The following is a 16,778-nucleotide window of genomic DNA, read 5'->3' as shown; positions in this document are numbered from 1 at the left end:
TTGAATTGGCGTCAGTCTCCAACTGGCGTTACGATCAATCCAACGAATGTTTCTTATGCATTACATCTCGGAGATTGATGGATGGCGCACTACCCCACGATTGACAGTGAATTGCTGCGCACCCTGGTCGCCATTGCCGATCACGGTGGTTTCACACGAGCAGCCGAAGTGGTTAATCGCACGCAATCGGCAGTCAGCATGCAGATGAAACGCCTGGAAGAGGACGTGATTGGTCGAGCACTGTTCCTACGCGAGGGACGCCAGGTAACCCTGACAGCAGAAGGCGAAGTCCTGCTGGGCTACGCGCGACGCATTCTGCAACTGCACACCGAAGTGCTCAGTACGCTGCGCGAGCCGCATATGGTTGGCAGCCTGCGCATCGGCACACCGGATGACTATGTTATGCGGTTCATGCAGGGCATCCTGAAGCGCTTCGCACAAACCTACCCACTGGTGCAGGTCGAGATGCATTGCGAGCCCTCGTTCGCACTGCTGCAACGCCAGGATCTTGATCTGACTATTGTCACCCGTGAGCCCGGGATGGAAGTCGGCCAACTGCTGCGCCAGGAACATCTGGTCTGGGCTCAGGCGGCTGACGCGCATTTGCACGAACTCGACTCGCTGCCTCTGGCAATGTTCAACAGCCAGTGTTTCTGCCGATCATGGGCGTGCAATGCACTGGATGCGCAGTCACGCAATTATCGTATCGCCTACAGCAGCCCCAGCCTTTCGGCAATCATGGCCGCAGTAAGCGCCGGACTGGCGATCACCGCACAACTGCACAGCTTGGTAACCCCGGATCTACGCATTATCGGTAGCGCTGAAGGCATGCCAGAGCTGCCAATGGCCAGCGTGATGCTGCTGCGCAACGAGAAAACCCGCTCCCCTGCTAGCGAGGCCCTGGCTGAGCAGGTGGTAGAGGGTTTCAGGCTTTGATGCCGAGCATCAACGCGCAGACCAACAGGAACGCGGTGAACAGCATGCGTAACTGGCGCTCCGGCAAGGCATGGGCCAGCCGCACGCCCCAACTGATGCTGAGCAGCCCACCGATGGCCAGCGGGACGGCCAGTACCCAGTCGACATGACCATGCAGGGCGTAGGTCGCCAGCGTCACGCCGGTACTGGGCGCTGCCAGGGCCAGCGACAAACCTTGCGCCACCACCTGGGAGGTACCGAATACACTGGTGAGAATCGGCGTGGCGATAACCGCCCCGCCCACACCGAACAATCCGCCAAGCAGGCCGGAACCGCTGCCCAGCACCGCCAGCCACGGCCACGGGTGGCGCAACTGGCCGGAGGCCGCTGGCGGCCGCAGGAACATGCGCAGCAGATTGTAGAACGCCAGGGCCACCAGAAACGCGACGAACGCGATGCGCATCGACTCCGGATCGAGATTGACCGCCCAGCCCGCGCCGAACAGAGCGAACACGAAACTGCTCAAGGCCAGCGCCAATGCGTGGCGCACGTCGATACGATTGCGCTGGTGGTAGCGCCACAGCGCCAGCAGCACGTTGGGCACCACCATCACCAGCGCCGTGCCCTGGGCCAGCTGCTGATCCAACCCAAACAGCACCCCGAGCACCGGAATCGCGATCAAGCCCCCACCGATACCGAACAGCCCGCCTATGGTGCCCAGCAGCAAGCCAAGTACGATATTGAGAGCGAATGCGAGCAGATCCATAGGGCAGTCCTTGTGCGAGGTGCGCGCATCGTACCTTCTGCCAATTGGCGGGGTAACGCATAGCCCGGCATAATGGCTGTGCGAGTCACGCAAAGCGGAAAAACCGATGAATCCAGATGCCCTGACCGACCAACTCAGCCTGTTCCTCGACGTGCTGGAGAGCGGCAGCTTCTCCGCCGCGGCCAGGCTGCATCCCCTCACGCCCTCGGCAGTGTCACGACGCATCGATGCACTGGAACGCTCGCTCGACTGCAGTCTGTTTAGTCGCAGCACCCATGTGGTGCGCGCAACGCCTGCGGGCCTGGCCTTTGCTGAACGGGCCAGAAGGATTCTCGCCGAGCTGCACCTGGCGCGTGCCGAAGCGGTATCGCTGAGCAGCGCCCCTGAGGGCCTGATTCGTATCGACGCCCCTGCCCCGTTCGGCCGCCGCCACCTGGCCCCGGCTATTGCCGACTTCCTGACCGCCTACCCGGGACTCGACGTGCAACTGCGGCTGATCGACAGCTTCATCGACCTGCACGGCGCTCACCTGGGCGAAGTGGATCTGGTGTTACGCATCGGGCCGCTGGCCGACACACGCCTGGTCGCCACGCCACTGGCACCGATGGTACGCGTGGTCTGTGCAAGCCCGGCCTACCTGGAACGCCATGGCGTGCCGCGTACACCTGCCGAGCTGCTGGAGCACGACGGCCTGGACTGGGATGGCCTGGCACCCGCGTATGCCTGGCGCTTCGAGCACCAGGGCAAGCTGGCGATGTTCCGCCCCAGACGCCTGCGCATGACCGCCAACAATGCCGAAACCCTGGTGTTCAGTCTGCTCGCCGGCCTCGGTGTGGCTCACCTTCCAACCTGGCTGGTCAGTGAATACCTGGCCCGCGGCGAACTGGTCGCGCTGTTTTGCGAGAACGGCCTACCGCCCCCGGAACCCAGCGGCATCTATGCCTTGCGGCTGGAGCGCGATACCGACTCTCGCAGCCGTCTACTACTGGAGTTTCTGAAGAACCGCTTCGGGCCGATTCCACCCTGGGATATTCCCCTGCAAAGCAGCTTGCAGCGCGGCGCTGGCAACTGACGCAAAAAACGCGGCCGAAGCCGCGTTTTCACGATTGCTGGTGTTACGTCCAGCGCCTAGCGCTGGACGATCAGATCAGAAGAAGCCCAGCGGATTGATGTCGTAGCTGATCAGCAGGTTCTTGGTCTGCTGATAGTGGTCGAGCATCATCTTGTGGGTTTCACGCCCGACCCCGGACTTTTTATAGCCGCCAAAGGCAGCGTGCGCCGGGTACAGGTGGTAACAGTTGGTCCATACGCGGCCGGCCTTGATGCCGCGACCCATGCGGTAGGCGCGGTTGATGTCGCGCGTCCACACGCCAGCGCCCAGGCCGAACTCGGTGTCGTTGGCGATGGCCAGGGCTTCGGCTTCGTCCTTGAAAGTGGTCACGCCGACCACTGGGCCGAAGATTTCCTCCTGGAACACGCGCATCTTGTTGGTGCCCTTGAGCAGGGTCGGCTGGATGTAATAACCACCCGCCAGGTCGCCCTCGAGCTTCTCGGTAGCGCCGCCGGTGAGCAGCTCGGCACCTTCCTGCTGGGCGATCTCCAGGTAGCTAAGGATCTTGTCGTACTGCTGCTGGGAGGCCTGGGCGCCGACCATGGTCTCGGTATCCAGCGGGTTACCGCGCTTGATGGCCTTGATCTTCTTCATCACCTCAACCATGAACGGCTCGAAAATCGACTCCTGCACCAGCGCACGGGACGGGCAAGTACACACCTCGCCCTGATTGAAGAAGGCCAGCACCAGGCCTTCGGCGGCCTTCTCGATGAACGCCGGCTCGGCCTGCATGATGTCTTCGAAGAACACGTTCGGCGACTTGCCGCCCAGCTCCACGGTGCTCGGGATGATGTTGGCGGCAGCGCACTTCATGATGTGCGAGCCGACCGGGGTGGAGCCGGTGAAGGCGATCTTGGCGATGCGCGTGCTGGTGGCCAGCGCCTCGCCGGCTTCACGGCCATACCCCTGAACGATGTTGAGCACGCCCGGCGGCAGCAGGTCGCCGACCAGTTCGGCAAATATAGTGATCGACAGCGGCGTCTGCTCGGCGGGCTTGAGCACCACGCAGTTGCCGGCCGCCAGGGCCGGGGCCAGCTTCCAGGCGGCCATCAGCAGCGGGAAGTTCCACGGAATGATCTGTCCGACCACGCCCAGCGGTTCGTGGAAGTGATAAGAGGCGGTGTGTTCGTTGATCTCTGCCGCGGTACCTTCCTGGGCGCGGATGCAGCCGGCGAAGTAGCGGAAGTGATCGGCGGCCAGCGGCACGTCGGCGTTGAGGGTCTCGCGCACGGCCTTGCCGTTGTCCCAGGTTTCCGCCACGGCGAGCAGTTCGAGGTTGGCTTCGATGCGGTCGGCGATCTTCAGCAGAATCAGTGCGCGATCCTGCACCGAGGTCTTGCCCCAGGCATCGGCGGCGGCATGGGCGGCGTCCAGGGCCTTGTCGATGTCCTTGGCGTCGGAACGGGGGAATTCACCGATCACCGAGGCATCCACCGGGCTGGTGTTGGTGAAGTACTGGCCACCGGCCGGCGCGACGAATTCGCCACCGATGTAGTTGCCGTAGCGCGGCTTGAGGGTGACGACGGCGCCTGCGGCACCTGGTTTGGCATAAATCATGTGGGTGACCTCTACTTTTTATGGGTGCCTGTTCTCTGAGGAGAGAGACAGATCTTGGTTCGATTCGAATGGCGCCTGGCACGCCGAACGGACTTCAGCAGATCGCCGGTAATGGGGCAGTTCCGCAGAGAAGCGCGGCAGAGCACGCAGTTGCCTGGCGCTATCAGGGTAGACGCTCGCTACGGCTTTCGCCGCCGGCCTCGCCGCAGCGTACCTTTGGGAAGATTTAGTGAACATTGCGCCAATCCAGCCAGTCACCTGTTCACAGTAAGAAGTCTAGGAGACGGCAATGAAAACGCTCACGGGATCGGCACTTTTGCTCGCTGCCTTGTTCGTCACCGGCGTGCAGGCTGACGACAGTGGCCCGTCGCTGCAGGAGCAGCGCCAGCAGATCGGCGATGACATGGTTCGTAACCGCACCGGTGCACCTCCGACCAGCGCAGACAGCATCAACCAGCCAGCCACCGATCAGAATCAGCAGCAACAGCCCAATCAGGTACCCGACCAGCAGGCACCGCGTAGTACGGTCAACTCACCGGCCAGACAGAATCGCTCTGCAGAACCAGCGGGCAACACGACCAATGAGCGACAGCCGTCGAACCAGACACCCGGTGTGCGGGCAAGTGATGGGCAGAACTCGCCGCCGATTCAAGGTGGCTCGGTAAACACTCCAGCCACGCCAAGTGCACCAGGAGCCGCTGGCAGCTCCAGTGGATCAGCCACAGGCAGCTCCGCCAATTAGGCGAAAACCCGCCAAACCGAGAGCATTTCTGGCGAATCAGGGGCGGAAACTCGCCACCTGACTCACAGAAATGTGACAAACATATTGATACAGATCACTAGTTCATTGACCTGCACCCTTTCCGGCATCGGTTTTGCTTACTGCCGGCCGCCTGCGACGAAAGCGCGCACTTCAAGGTAAATCACCCGGCGTTTCAAAAAATCACCGGGACTGACCGGTTTCGCAGAACGGAACCTGGCAGCACGCAACAGGTGATGCAGCTTCGCTACCCAAGGCTGTACAGAGTCGGTCGTGCCGTCATGCAATCACATTAATGAAATGGTCTGTCTAATGAAAAAACTCCTGCTGTCCCTACTGTGCTTGAGCGCGCTCGGTTGCGCCAAGCAGCCCGAACCGGAAAAATCCGTGGACGTCCTGCTGATCGGCGGGGGCATCATGAGCGCAAGCCTCGGCACCTACCTCAACGAGCTGGAGCCAACCTGGAAGATCGACCTTTACGAGCGTCTGCCTCAAGTCGCCAGCGAAAGCTCCAATCCATGGAACAACGCCGGTACTGGTCACTCGGCCCTCGCCGAGCTGAACTACACCCCGGAAAAGGCCGACGGCAGCATCGACATCAGCAAAGCCGTGGCGATCAACGAGTCGTTCGAGATTTCCAAGCAGTTCTGGGCCTATCAGGTTGATCAGGGCGTTCTGAACAATCCGAAGTCGTTCATCAACAACGTGTCGCATATGAGCTTCGTGTGGGGCGACAAGAACACCGAGTTCCTGAAGAAGCGTTATGACGCACTGCAGCACAGCTCGCTGTTCCGCAACATGGAGTTCTCCAACGATCCTGCGCAGATCGAGCAGTGGATTCCGCTGGTGATGGAAGGCCGTCAGCCGGGCGAAAAACTCGCCGCCACCCGTGTGCAGACCGGCACCGACGTGAACTTCGGCGAGATCACCAATCAGCTGCTCGATTCGCTGTCGCAGAAGAACGACGTGTTCAACGTCCATGTACAGCAAGAAGTCCGCGACATCACTCGCGCCGACGACGGTACTTGGAACGTCACCATGGCCGACCTGGCCAACGACGAGAAGCTGAGCACTGTCAACGCCAAGTTCGTGTTCATCGGTGCCGGTGGTGGCGCCCTCAAGCTGCTGCAGAAGTCTGGTATTCCGGAAGCTGACGGCTATGCCGGCTTTCCGGTTGGTGGCTCCTTCCTGGTGACCCGCAATCCAGAAGTAGCAGCTCGTCACCAGGCCAAGGTCTATGGCCTGGCTTCGGTCGGTTCTCCGCCCATGTCGGTTCCGCATCTGGATACCCGCGTCATCGATGGCGAGAAAGTCATCCTGTTCGGGCCATTCGCGACCTTCTCCACCAAGTACCTGAAAAACGGTTCGCTGCTGGACATGTTCGGCACCATCACCACCCACAATATCTCGCCGATGGTCAATGCGGGCATCGACAACTTCTCGCTCAGCACCTATCTAGTCGGTCAGCTGATGCTCAGCCAGGAAGACCGCATGCACTCGCTGCGTGAGTACTTCCCAGAAGCTCAGGACAAGGACTGGGAACTGGTACAGGCTGGTCAACGCGTACAGATCATCAAGAAAGACCCTGAACTAGGCGGTATTCTGCAGTTCGGTACCGAAGTGGTCAGCTCCGAAGACGGCTCCATCGCAGCCCTGCTCGGCGCTTCGCCAGGCGCGTCCACCGCTGCGCCGATCATGCTTCACTTGATGGAAAAAACCTTCAAGGACAAGATCAAGACTCCGGAATGGCAGGCCAAGCTGAAGGAGATCATCCCCTCCTACGGCCAGACCCTGAACAACAACCTGGAACTGACCAACAAGACCCGTGCCTGGAGCAGCGAGCGTCTGCAACTGACCTACGTCGAGGTCAAGCCGGAGCAGCAACAGGCTGAAGAGCCAGCCGAGGTCGAGGCGCCAGCCGAAGCCCAGTAATCCCCCTGAACGGGCGCCTCCACGCAAGGCGCCCTGCAGAAACGACAACGGCCCATCAAGGGCCGTTGTCGTTTCTGCGATTCACTCAAGCTCAGCGCGCCGGCTTGAGCTTCAGGCTCACGCCGGTTCGGCGCTACGCCCGTTGGCGATGAAGCGCAGCATCCATTCACCGACCGTACGCCCGTGGTGGTCTTCGTGCAGGCTGTCCACGGCCACGCGGTACACCAACTCGCCAATGTGTTGCTGGCGGATATCGAGCAATGCGCGCGAGTACTCGGGCACGAACTCCGGATGTCCCTGGAAGCACAGTACCTGATCGCCGATGCGGTAGGCAGCGTGTGCACAGAAAGGGCTGGATGCCAGCAAAGTTGCGTTTTCCGGCAGGCGGGTTACCTGATCCTGATGGCTGATCAGCAAGGTCACCTCATCCAGCAATGGCGTCATCCACTCCGGTTGCTCGGCCAGTTGATAACGATGGATACCCACACCCCAGCCACCACTCGCACGCTCGGCCTTACCGCCAAGCAGCAGCGCCAGCAACTGGTGACCGAAACAGATACCGAGGAGTTTGTCACCCGCCTGATAGCGCTCGAGCAAATATGCCTTGAGGGTCTCGATCCACGGATCGGTGGCGAATGAATCGGCCTTGCTACCGGTGACCAGATAGGCATCGAAACGCGAGCCAGCCGGCGGATAGTCGCCGTTCATCACGTTGAATACGTGGAAGCTGGCGGCGATGGCCTGGCCGGCGAAAAGACGTTCGAACATCCTGCCGTAGCCCTGATACTGATCGACCAGCTCGGGGCGCAGGATGTCGGTTTCCAGAATACAGATCTGCAACGACATGGGCGATACCTGAAAAGAATGATGACGCCACTAAAGCGTGCCTGTGATGACAACGTAGGTAGTTTTTAGAGGTGCCCTAAAGCGTGCCTGCGCTCGCCGATCAAGGCAAGAGGCCTAGCGCCAAAGGCACGATCAGTCGTTTCGATAGTGGTCATGAAGATCATTTACTTCTGCCGATTGCCCATGCAGAAGATTATTCGCGCATCACCCACTCACGGAGTGCTGCACCATGCACAGACAAACTGTCAGATATGCACGCAACGGAGCCCTTGGCGCCATCGGTCTCTACCTGGTGGTAGCCATCCCACTGCTCAGCTTAAGCATGCACGGTGGCCTGACTGCAGGCGGCTCGCCGAGTGCCGTTATCAGTACCCTGTCAGCCACCTCGACGGCAATGCAGACGAGTCGCTGAGCGCACACAGTTTTCCTGAACCACAAGCACAGCGGCACACTCCAAATTCAACGCCTGAACAAAGGCGCTATTTCTCAAAGAAAAAAGGAGTTTCACGATGCTGAAAAAGACCCTGACTGCCCTCACCGCTGCCGCTGCCCTGAGTGCCGGTTTCGCCATGGCCGATCGTCCTGGCGCTGACTGGATCAGCATCGAGCAAGCCCTGAGCAGTGCCAAGCAGGCTGGCTTCACCCAGGTTCACAAGATCGAAGCTGACGACGCCGGTTACTGGGAAGGCGAAGGCATCAAGCAGGACAACAAACTGTACGAATTCCGTATCGACGGCAAGTCGGGCAAGGTCATCCGCGAGCAGTTGGACAATTAAGCTGTCGCAGCATGGAAAACCGGCCTGATGGCCGGTTTTTTGTAGGTCAGCCGTTCGATTCCAAGCATCCTGACGAACGGTAAATATCGATTTTCAGAGAAACATCGAGCCGCGCGCCCTCTGGCGCAGGGGTATGCGAAAGAAGCAAAGGGTTCCATAACTGTGCGGCACTCTCCGGCACTATGTTAGGAACCAACTGATATAAAAAAACAGAACATCCGCTCTACAGTGAAGACATGCACCGCCGGGTCTTGCCGGGGTGATTACTGGGGACGCGGCACTCACCGGCCCACACGACAACAATCAAAAAAGGTAACGGCCATGTTCAAGACGCCCAAATTCCGTCAAGCCGGACTTATCCTCTTTGCGACTGCGGTGCTGTTGATCCTGCCCAACATGAGCAGAATGATCGGTTGATACGCGGTCAGTTAATCAGCGGCATCCACCAGGCCAGAATCAGCGGCAGCAAGCCGACTGCCAGTACGGTCGAGCACATCACCAGACTGGCGACCTGTTCGGGCGAGCGATTGGCACGTACCGCGAACAGATAGTTGAATACCGCGACCGGCATCGCCGATTGCACTACTAGAACGGCGTGAGTCAGCGGCTCCAGCGCCAGCGCGGCGCCGATCCCCCAGCCAACCCCTGCCCCCAACAGAATGCGCAACCCACCCAGCATCAGCCCGGAACCTAGGTGATGCAGGCGAATGCTCGCCAGCGAAACGCCAAGGGTCAGCAGCATCAATGGAATCGACATACCGCCCAGCAGGCTGACGGTATTGTCCAGCCAGAGTGGCAGTTGCAGATCGAAGAAGATCATCGGCAGCGCCAGCAGCAGGCTGATCATGATCGGGTTACGCAGCAGATCGCGAACCGACGCCGCATTGCCCGACAACGCGATGCCCACGCTGAACTGAAAGATCGACAGGGTCAGAAAGAAGGCCACGGCCAACGCCAAACCGTGCTCGCCGAAGGCGTAGAGGCTAATCGGCAGCCCCATGTTGCCGGTATTGGGAAACAGGAAGGCAGGTACCAGCACCTTCCACTCCTGCCTGAACAACCTGCTGCACAGCCAGCCAAACAGCCCCATGCAGCCGGTCACCAGCACGCAGCCCAGGGCCATGCTGGTGAACGCGGTGGGGTCAAGGTCGGCACGGCTCAGCGTCGCCAGCACCAGGCTCGGCGTGCCGATGGTCAGCACCAGCCGAGCGATGAATTCCGTGGGGTAGCTCTGGCCACTACGGGCCCAGGCGTAGCCAATGCCGGAGACGATGACCACGGGTGCCAATACAGCGAACAGCTCGGCCAACATGGCCATTCCCCTTGGGCAAAGGGTGCATCCTAGAAGCGATGAGCGACTCATCGCAAGTCGTACAAGTGCTGATCGACATCAGCATCGCGCTAGTAGGCCGCGATGCTGCGAAGCACGACCACGGATCGAAGGAGCAGGCCGGCAATCAGCCCCCTGCCCTCACGCCATCACTGCTCCTGAGCGAGGATCAGCGGTTCCACGTCGACCCGCGCCATCATCCGCTCACCACCGCCGCCACGGCGCATGCCGCGTACCGGGCAGGCATCGAGGTAATCCAGCCCCACCGCCAGTTTCAGGTGGCGCTCTGGCCGTGCCAGGCAGTTGGTCACATCGAAGCTGTACCAGGCGCCGTCCAGCCAGGCTTCGGCCCAGGCATGGCTGGCCAGGTGATCGCGACTATCGGTGAACAGGTAACCGGACACATAGCGCGCCGGGATACCCAGGCTGCGCGCACAAGCGATGAAGGCGTGGGCATGATCCTGGCAGACACCTTGGCGGCCAGCGAAGGCCTGCGCAGCGCTGGTTTCCACCTCAGTGACGCCCGGCAGGTAGCTGATATGGCCATTGAGGCCATGCATCAGATCGATCAGCGCACTGCGGTCACGCCGACGCGCGCACTGCACGGCGGCAAAATTACGCAACGCCTCGTCGGCTTCAGTCAGCCGTGTGAAACGCAGGAATGGAAAGGCAGACTGGCTTTCGTGTTCGGCGTCGCTGGACTCGTCAATTTCGACTTGGCCGCGGGCGCCGATGACGATCGATTCGTGAGGTTCGTCCAGCGTCAGCACGTGCAGAATGTTGCCATACGGGTCTCGTTGCGCCCGTACCGGGCGGGGCAGATCCAGCTGCCAGCTGAGTACCTGCTGGCGTTCGCTGTCGTGGGGCGTGAGGCGCAGGTACTGAATGCTGGCACGGACCTGATCTTCGTAGTGATAGGTGGTGTTATGACGAATGGACAGTCTCATGCGACCTCCAGATAGGACGTGTGAATGACGCGACCGAGATCGTGGACCTGCCCGATGAAATCGGTCAGCCAGGCGTGCAGGCCCTCTTCGAGTACCTCGTCGATGCTGGTGTAGCGCAACCGTGCGTCGAGTTCGGCGGCCAGGCGCTGTGCCGGTCGGCCGTTCTCTCCAGGCAGGTTGGCGAGCATCAGGTACAGCTCGTCCATGCAGGCGCGCAGTGAACGTGGCACCTCGGGACGCAACAACAGCAGTTCGGACACTTTGCGGGCGCTCGGAGAGCCCCGGTAAACCTCGGCGAATGCCTCGAACGATGACAGGGCGCGCAGCAGCGCGCTCCACTGGTAGTAGCTATGCGCGGGTCGGCCGTCCACCTCGTCGATGTCCTCGCCGAGCAGCTCGTAGCGCGAATCGAGCAAGCGCAAGGTGTTGTCGGCGCGCTCGATGAAGGTGCCGAGGCGGATAAAGCGATAGGCTTCGCCGCGTACGATGGTGCCGAAAGTAGCGCCGCGGAACAGGTGCGAACGCTCCTTGACCCACTCGCAGAAGCGGTTGATGCCGTAACGCCCGAGGCCCTGATCGGCGATGCCGCGGATCTCCAGCCAGGTTGCGTTGATGTTCTCCCACATGTCCGCGGTGATGCGCCCACGTACAGCATGAGCATTGCTGCGCGCTGCACCCAGGCAGCTGTAGATACTGGCCGGGTTCTGCGCATCCAGCGCAAAGAAATGCAGCATGCGCTCGGCATGCAGGGCACCGTGGCGCTCCTGATACTCTTCCAGCGTGCCGGTGATCAGCAGCGGCATCGCCAGCTCGTCCAGCCCGTCGCGGCGGCCGTCCTGGGGCATCAGCGACAGCGAATAGCTGCCATCGAGCATCCGCGCGAGGTTTTCGGCACGCTCCAGGTAGCGGGACATCCAATACAGATCGGAGGCAGTTCTCGATAGCATGCTCAGTCCTCCACTATCCAGGTGTCCTTGGTACCGCCGCCTTGCGACGAGTTCACCACCAGCGACCCCTCACGCAGGGCCACACGGGTCAGCCCACCGGGCACCAGGCGGGTTTCCTTGCCGGATAGGACAAAAGGGCGCAAATCGATGTGTCGCGGCGCAATGCCGTTCTCGACGAAGGTTGGGCAGGTCGACAGGCACAGGGTCGGCTGCGCGATATACGCCTCCGGCCGAGCAATCAGGCGCAGGCGGAACGCTTCGATCTCCGCCTTGCTGGCAGCCGGCCCGACGAGCATGCCGTAACCACCGGAACCCTGCGTTTCCTTGACAACCAGATCCTTGAGGTTGGCCAGCACGTGGGACAGCTCGCTGGGCTTGCGGCATTGCCAGGTCGGTACGTTCTTGAGGATCGGTTCTTCATCGAGGTAGAAGCGGATCATCTCGCCGACGTAGGGGTAAATCGACTTGTCGTCGGCCACGCCCGTACCAATGGCGTTGGCCAGCACCACGTTGCCGGAACGGTAGGTAGACAACAGGCCGGGCACGCCGAGCATCGAGTCGGGGTTGAAGGCCAGCGGATCGAGGTACGCATCGTCGAGGCGGCGATACACCACGTCGACCTGTCTGGCGCCCGAGGTAGTGCGCATGAACAGTTTGTCGTCACGCACGAATAGATCAGCGCCCTCCACCAGTTCAACGCCCATTTCACGGGCCAGAAAAGCGTGTTCGAAATAGGCGCTGTTGAAACGCCCCGGCGTCAGCACCACCACCGTCGGGTTATCCAGCGGGCTGGAGGTCTTCAGGGTGTCGAGCAGCAGGCTCGGGTAATGGTCGATGGGGGCGATGCGTTGGTTGGCGAATAGCTCGGGGAACAGGCGCATCATCATCTTGCGGTCTTCGAGCATGTAGCTGACACCGCTGGGCGTGCGCAGGTTGTCCTCAAGCACGTAGTAAGTGCCATCGCCATCACGCACCAGGTCGACACCAGCGATGTGCGCATACAGGTCGCGGTGCAGGTTCAGCCCCTGCATCGCCATCTGATAGCCCTCGTTGGCCAGCACCTGTTCAGCAGGAATCAGCCCCGCCTTGATGATGCGCTGATCATGATAGAGATCAGCGAGAAACATGTTCAGCGCCTGCACGCGCTGGATGCAGCCACGCTCGACGATCCGCCACTCGCTGGCGGGAATGCTACGCGGAATGATGTCGAAAGGAATCAGTCGCTCGGTGCCCTGATCGTCACCGTAAAGCGTGAAGGTGATACCGGCGCGGTGAAAAAGAAGATCCGCCTCGCGGCGCCGTTGAGCCAGCAACTCTTTCGGCGTATCCGCCAGCCAGCGGGCAAAAGCTTGGTAATGCGGACGACATGCGCCATCCGCCAGGTGCATCTCATCATAAAAGGTGCGGGCCATGCCGTACTCCTTGCCACCCGTGTCAACCTATACGCTGCAAACGTCGAGCCAGCGCGTTTATTCCTTTAAAATCAATGACATAAATTTAAAACCAAACCCTACTGCACCACTTTGACGCACATTGATGCTCACTGGCTGGCGGGTGTGCTCCATAGCGTTGCACGGCCTGGGCGCAAGCGGTACTCGAGCATCCGCCTTCGGCAGCCGCGCCTCATGAAAACGTAGACAGGCGAGACGGCAAAGCATTGCACTTTTATCTCATGCCCTTCCGTCCTGAAAAACCATCGCGAGAGAAACATCGGCGTCGCCAGACGATCCCAGAATCAGGTGCCGTGTTTTGATGCGGCTGACAATTAACGTCCTTGAACAAGGAGCGCCCGATGAACAGCAGCCTCGTACCTCCCTACATCCTCGACCGTATCATCGGTCACGGCACCGAACGTCAACGCGACTGTGCGCGCAGCACGCTCAATCATGTCAATTCATTGCGGCATAACAACGGAGCGCCGCAGCTCGCCACCCGGCAAGCCGAAAGCAGCGCCGCGCAAGCAGGACAGCCGCAACGCAGCATTCACGATGCCGGGCAAGACATGCGCCTGCCCGGTGAGCTGAGCCGCAGCGAAGGTCAGGCCGCAACCGGCGACGTGGCGGTAGACGAAGCTTACGAGGCACTGGGCGCGACCTATACTTTCTTCTGGGCGGCACTGGGACGCCACTCCATCGATGGCAAGGGCTTCCCGCTGGTAGGTACCGTGCATTATGGACAGGCTTACGAGAACGCCTTCTGGAACGGCGAGCAGATGGTCTTCGGTGACGGCGACGGCGAGATCTTCAACCGCTTCACCATCGCGATGGACGTGGTCGCACATGAGCTGACCCACGGCGTCATCGACAGCGAAGCCGCCCTCGCCTACGTCAACCAGTCCGGTGCGTTGAACGAATCGCTGTCCGACGTGTTCGGCATTCTCACCAAGCAGTACAGCCTGCAGCAGACCGCTGAACAGTCGGACTGGATCATCGGCGCGGGTCTGCTGACCGACGCGGTGAACGGCCAGGGCCTGCGCTCCATGTCGGCGCCAGGCAGCGCTTACGATGACCCGCTGCTCGGCAAGGATCCACAGCCAGCGCACATGCGTGATTTCGTCGAAACACGTGAAGACAACGGCGGCGTGCACATCAACTCCGGGATTCCCAACCGGGCCTTTCACTTGGCAGCTGTCGCCCTCGGCGGCTTCGCCTGGGAAAAGGCAGGCCTCATCTGGTACGACACGCTGTGCGACAGGCGCTTGAGCAACGACGCTTCGTTCGTGGACTTCGCCAGCCTCTGCGTGGATCGAGCTAAGCAGCGCTATGGTCAGGGTTCCCAGGAAGCGATCGCCGTGATCAAGGCCTGGAGCGACGTTGGCGTCGAGGCCGCATCATGAAAAAACTGCCGGAACTGGGTAACAGCGCCGTCGTGCGCATTTCCCGTCAGGGGGGCTTCGCGGCGATCAATGCACTGAGCCGCCCGCGGGAAATCGATTTCGCCCAATGCGACCCCGCCCAGCGCGGGCAGGTCTGCTCCGTGCTGGAGAACTGCCTATCGGTGGCGAGAGCCGAGGTTGGCAAGGGCGACCAGCGTTTCTATCGCATAGAGCTGCAGGTGGCACGTCAGCAAGAGCCAGGCGAACTGGTGCTGCAGATCCCCGAAGAGCAGGCTCCTCGGGGTCTGGTAAGACTGTGGGAGAAAGGTGCTTGAGAGACCTGGCAGCGGGACGCTGCCAGGAGGTTACCGAACGAATCGATAGACGCGTGCTTCAGCCCCTGAGAGTGTCGGCCTTGAGCTCCTGGGTGACGCCCCAACCGTCCAGCTTGCCACCCAGGGGTGCTACCACCGCCTGCATGTCCTGCTCGAAATCATCGATACCTGCATAGGTGACATGCATCACCTTGCTCACCTGCAGGTGCCAACCGCCCTCGTCACGCTCGGTCACCAGAGCGTGCAGCGACTCGCCACGAAAATTTCGTGTCGCCTTCAGTGCATTGTTTTCATCGGGGAAAATTGCGTAAAACTCGATGGGATGGACACTGGCAAAATCGAACCCCCCTTGCTTCATCCGACCTAGAACGCCACCACTGACATCATCGTGCAAGACTGTGCTCATAACGTTGATCTCCATCAGGTGAAAGGTTGGATCGCCGAACCAACGGCTCCCATGTGCCTGGTCTGATTGGTCGGCGCGAACCGTAGCGATTGATCCTGTTACTGAGGATAGACCGCTCAGCAGCTCGCGTCGTTCTGTCGCAGCACCATGCTATACCCATTTATGACACCCACGCCCGTTTTGCAGGTGTGTTTCGAACAGGGATCGTCGTGCTGCCTCTGCGGGCCAGACACACGAGGTATCACTCATGAGTACGCTACAGTGCACCCACCGCGATCACTACATCAGTGCCGAGGTCATGGAACACCCAGGCATTCCAACCCCATGGGCAGGCGGCTGCCGGATCACCGCACCGGACGGACGTACCACCCGGCGCATGGCGCTGCCGCTGAACGGAGCCTTCCTTGAGGACCTGAACAAGGCCCAGCACGCCTCGATCGCACACGGCAAATGGCTGGTCGATCAGTATCTCGATAAAGAACGGGATCTTTTTCCCGATAGCGCGGCCAAACATCACGCAGCATGAGGCCGTATCGAATGGCCCGCATACGCAGCGGGCCATTCCATTTCCTAGCTAAAGCGCGCAAGCGCCCATTCCAGCCGGTCTCATGCCCAGATAGATCCTGGCCGCCCCTGCGGTAGTTCCCATTCGAGACGAAGGTTGGATTTCATGGCGAAACACACGCTTTTCATTTCTACAGTTTTGATGACCAGCATCCTGGCGCTGGCTGCCTGCAGCGACGCCGACAAGATACCCGCCAAGACCGCCTCCGCCACACAGAGCAGCCCACCAAAGCTGCAGGAAAAGGTAGATCTCAGCCCATTCGCCGGTTTCGCCAGCGCTCGCTTCGGTAGTGATGAGGCAGCGGTACGTGCGGCCTGGAAAGGTTCTCTGCGTGACGGGGGCGGTACCTCCGACACGTGTCGTCAGCTGTTCCAGGATCCACGCCCTGCCAATGGTTTTGGAACCTCGTTCATGTTGGATAACGGACTTTTCGTGCGTTATGACATCGACACGCGCGAACGCAAGGCACCACGCGGCCTCCAGGTCGGTAGCAGTGCCCAGCAGATCCGTGCCACCTTCCCTGGTCACTTCGAAGAACAGCCGCACAAGTACGTGAAGGGTGCCAGCGAGTTTATCGTCAAGCCGTTCATCGACAGTGAAGCGCGACTGGTTTTCGAGACCGACCCCAATGGTCTGGTAACCCGCTGGCGCATTGGCATGCCGCCGGCTGTCTTCTATGTGGAAGGCTGCAGTTGAAGTGACGATCGGGCGAGACGCTAATCTCGCCCTGCCCTCGCAGCACCGATGAAAACAAACGCTCCGGGAGCCCG

General features: G+C 60.6%; 17 protein-coding genes. 9 read left to right on the top strand and 8 right to left on the bottom strand.

Translation table 11 applies throughout. The features are described 5' to 3' along the window. Positions 1-81: 81 nt before the first annotated feature. The gene (locus tag ACZ3GY_RS05925) at positions 82-936 is read left to right on the top strand and encodes a LysR substrate-binding domain-containing protein (RefSeq protein WP_463565131.1); all 855 of its coding nucleotides are present in this window, start codon (positions 82-84) and stop codon (positions 934-936) included. On the opposite strand, the gene ACZ3GY_RS05920 is transcribed toward ACZ3GY_RS05925, so the two are convergent. Beyond that, complete coding sequence (locus tag ACZ3GY_RS05920; RefSeq protein ID WP_465909306.1) at positions 926-1,681, bottom strand: sulfite exporter TauE/SafE family protein; 756 nt, start codon at positions 1,679-1,681, stop codon at positions 926-928. The genes ACZ3GY_RS05925 and ACZ3GY_RS05920 overlap by 11 nt on opposite strands. 106 nt (positions 1,682-1,787) lie before the next feature. On the opposite strand from ACZ3GY_RS05920, the gene ACZ3GY_RS05915 reads away from it, so the two are divergent. After that, positions 1,788-2,753: a LysR family transcriptional regulator gene (locus ACZ3GY_RS05915; RefSeq protein WP_465909305.1), complete on the top strand. Its 966-nt coding sequence runs from the start codon at positions 1,788-1,790 to the stop codon at positions 2,751-2,753. A gap of 75 nt (positions 2,754-2,828) precedes the next feature. Here the strand turns inward: ACZ3GY_RS05915 and exaC are convergent, their stop codons facing one another. Continuing rightward, positions 2,829-4,349, bottom strand: coding sequence for an acetaldehyde dehydrogenase ExaC (exaC, locus tag ACZ3GY_RS05910; protein WP_465909304.1), 1,521 nt, complete (start codon positions 4,347-4,349; stop codon positions 2,829-2,831). Positions 4,350-4,638: 289 nt separating this feature from the next. On the opposite strand from exaC, the gene ACZ3GY_RS05905 reads away from it, so the two are divergent. Together ACZ3GY_RS05905 and mqo are read left to right on the top strand one after the other, a co-directional pair. Continuing rightward, the gene (locus tag ACZ3GY_RS05905) at positions 4,639-5,091 is read left to right on the top strand and encodes a hypothetical protein (protein ID WP_465909303.1); all 453 of its coding nucleotides are present in this window, start codon (positions 4,639-4,641) and stop codon (positions 5,089-5,091) included. 330 nt (positions 5,092-5,421) lie between these two features. Next, entirely contained in the window at positions 5,422-7,041 is a 1,620-nt protein-coding gene (gene mqo, locus ACZ3GY_RS05900) for a malate dehydrogenase (quinone) (protein ID WP_465909302.1), read from the top strand. A 117-nt stretch (positions 7,042-7,158) separates the two neighbouring features. Here mqo and ACZ3GY_RS05895 read toward each other — a convergent pair whose 3' ends face one another. After that, entirely contained in the window at positions 7,159-7,887 is a 729-nt protein-coding gene (locus ACZ3GY_RS05895; protein WP_465909301.1) for an amidotransferase, read from the bottom strand. A gap of 509 nt (positions 7,888-8,396) precedes the next feature. Between ACZ3GY_RS05895 and ACZ3GY_RS05890 the strand changes: the two genes are divergently transcribed. Then, positions 8,397-8,663, top strand: a complete 267-nt coding sequence (locus ACZ3GY_RS05890) for a PepSY domain-containing protein (protein ID WP_463565138.1) — start codon at positions 8,397-8,399, stop codon at positions 8,661-8,663. A 424-nt stretch (positions 8,664-9,087) separates the two neighbouring features. Here ACZ3GY_RS05890 and ACZ3GY_RS05885 read toward each other — a convergent pair whose 3' ends face one another. The 4 genes from ACZ3GY_RS05885 to ACZ3GY_RS05870 form a co-directional block, all read right to left on the bottom strand. Then, positions 9,088-9,975 (bottom strand): AEC family transporter, encoded by an 888-nt coding sequence (locus tag ACZ3GY_RS05885; RefSeq protein ID WP_465909300.1) that lies wholly within the window; start codon positions 9,973-9,975, stop codon positions 9,088-9,090. Between the two features lie 167 nt (positions 9,976-10,142). Beyond that, positions 10,143-10,940 carry a transglutaminase family protein gene (locus ACZ3GY_RS05880; RefSeq protein ID WP_463565140.1) on the bottom strand — a complete coding sequence of 266 codons (798 nt, stop codon included), beginning with the start codon at positions 10,938-10,940 and terminating at the stop codon, positions 10,143-10,145. Next, on the bottom strand, positions 10,937-11,887 hold the full coding sequence (locus ACZ3GY_RS05875; RefSeq protein ID WP_225831962.1) for an alpha-E domain-containing protein: 951 nt from the start codon (positions 11,885-11,887) through the stop codon (positions 10,937-10,939). Before ACZ3GY_RS05875 ends, ACZ3GY_RS05880 begins: the two co-directional genes overlap by 4 nt. Positions 11,888-11,889: 2 nt before the next feature. Next, positions 11,890-13,299: a circularly permuted type 2 ATP-grasp protein gene (locus ACZ3GY_RS05870; RefSeq protein ID WP_463565141.1), complete on the bottom strand. Its 1,410-nt coding sequence runs from the start codon at positions 13,297-13,299 to the stop codon at positions 11,890-11,892. A gap of 380 nt (positions 13,300-13,679) precedes the next feature. Here ACZ3GY_RS05870 and ACZ3GY_RS05865 point away from each other — a divergent pair, with 380 nt between their 5' ends. Continuing rightward, positions 13,680-14,723, top strand: coding sequence for a M4 family metallopeptidase (locus ACZ3GY_RS05865; RefSeq protein WP_463565142.1), 1,044 nt, complete (start codon positions 13,680-13,682; stop codon positions 14,721-14,723). Beyond that, entirely contained in the window at positions 14,720-15,037 is a 318-nt protein-coding gene (locus tag ACZ3GY_RS05860; RefSeq protein ID WP_465909299.1) for a protealysin inhibitor emfourin, read from the top strand. Before ACZ3GY_RS05865 ends, ACZ3GY_RS05860 begins: the two co-directional genes overlap by 4 nt. Positions 15,038-15,095: 58 nt before the next feature. Here the strand turns inward: ACZ3GY_RS05860 and ACZ3GY_RS05855 are convergent, their stop codons facing one another. Beyond that, entirely contained in the window at positions 15,096-15,443 is a 348-nt protein-coding gene (locus tag ACZ3GY_RS05855; RefSeq protein ID WP_465909298.1) for a ribonuclease E inhibitor RraB, read from the bottom strand. 247 nt (positions 15,444-15,690) lie between these two features. Between ACZ3GY_RS05855 and ACZ3GY_RS05850 the strand changes: the two genes are divergently transcribed. Together ACZ3GY_RS05850 and ACZ3GY_RS05845 are read left to right on the top strand one after the other, a co-directional pair. Continuing rightward, a complete protein-coding gene (locus ACZ3GY_RS05850; RefSeq protein WP_465909297.1) occupies positions 15,691-15,969 on the top strand; it encodes a hypothetical protein in 279 nt (92 codons plus the stop codon). Between the two features lie 180 nt (positions 15,970-16,149). Further along, positions 16,150-16,704 (top strand): hypothetical protein, encoded by a 555-nt coding sequence (locus tag ACZ3GY_RS05845; protein ID WP_465909296.1) that lies wholly within the window; start codon positions 16,150-16,152, stop codon positions 16,702-16,704. The last annotated feature ends 74 nt before the right edge of the window (positions 16,705-16,778 follow it).

The organism is Pseudomonas sp. PME37.24/006, from assembly GCF_055556635.1.
The sequence above is the reverse complement of the archived record's forward strand: the minus strand, read 5'-3'. Positions and strand labels throughout refer to the sequence as shown.

Bases quoted from the DNA above. Each gene is read 5' to 3' on its own strand.
- ACZ3GY_RS05925 (WP_463565131.1), top strand. From the start codon at position 82: ATGGCGCACTACCCCACGATTGACAGTGAATTGCTGCGCACCCTGGTC.
- ACZ3GY_RS05920 (WP_465909306.1), bottom strand. From the start codon at position 1,681: ATGGATCTGCTCGCATTCGCTCTCAATATCGTACTTGGCTTGCTGCTG.
- ACZ3GY_RS05915 (WP_465909305.1), top strand. From the start codon at position 1,788: ATGAATCCAGATGCCCTGACCGACCAACTCAGCCTGTTCCTCGACGTG.
- exaC (WP_465909304.1), bottom strand. From the start codon at position 4,349: ATGATTTATGCCAAACCAGGTGCCGCAGGCGCCGTCGTCACCCTCAAG.
- ACZ3GY_RS05905 (WP_465909303.1), top strand. From the start codon at position 4,639: ATGAAAACGCTCACGGGATCGGCACTTTTGCTCGCTGCCTTGTTCGTC.
- mqo (WP_465909302.1), top strand. From the start codon at position 5,422: ATGAAAAAACTCCTGCTGTCCCTACTGTGCTTGAGCGCGCTCGGTTGC.
- ACZ3GY_RS05895 (WP_465909301.1), bottom strand. From the start codon at position 7,887: ATGTCGTTGCAGATCTGTATTCTGGAAACCGACATCCTGCGCCCCGAG.
- ACZ3GY_RS05890 (WP_463565138.1), top strand. From the start codon at position 8,397: ATGCTGAAAAAGACCCTGACTGCCCTCACCGCTGCCGCTGCCCTGAGT.
- ACZ3GY_RS05885 (WP_465909300.1), bottom strand. From the start codon at position 9,975: ATGTTGGCCGAGCTGTTCGCTGTATTGGCACCCGTGGTCATCGTCTCC.
- ACZ3GY_RS05880 (WP_463565140.1), bottom strand. From the start codon at position 10,940: ATGAGACTGTCCATTCGTCATAACACCACCTATCACTACGAAGATCAG.
- ACZ3GY_RS05875 (WP_225831962.1), bottom strand. From the start codon at position 11,887: ATGCTATCGAGAACTGCCTCCGATCTGTATTGGATGTCCCGCTACCTG.
- ACZ3GY_RS05870 (WP_463565141.1), bottom strand. From the start codon at position 13,299: ATGGCCCGCACCTTTTATGATGAGATGCACCTGGCGGATGGCGCATGT.
- ACZ3GY_RS05865 (WP_463565142.1), top strand. From the start codon at position 13,680: ATGAACAGCAGCCTCGTACCTCCCTACATCCTCGACCGTATCATCGGT.
- ACZ3GY_RS05860 (WP_465909299.1), top strand. From the start codon at position 14,720: ATGAAAAAACTGCCGGAACTGGGTAACAGCGCCGTCGTGCGCATTTCC.
- ACZ3GY_RS05855 (WP_465909298.1), bottom strand. From the start codon at position 15,443: ATGAGCACAGTCTTGCACGATGATGTCAGTGGTGGCGTTCTAGGTCGG.
- ACZ3GY_RS05850 (WP_465909297.1), top strand. From the start codon at position 15,691: ATGAGTACGCTACAGTGCACCCACCGCGATCACTACATCAGTGCCGAG.
- ACZ3GY_RS05845 (WP_465909296.1), top strand. From the start codon at position 16,150: ATGACCAGCATCCTGGCGCTGGCTGCCTGCAGCGACGCCGACAAGATA.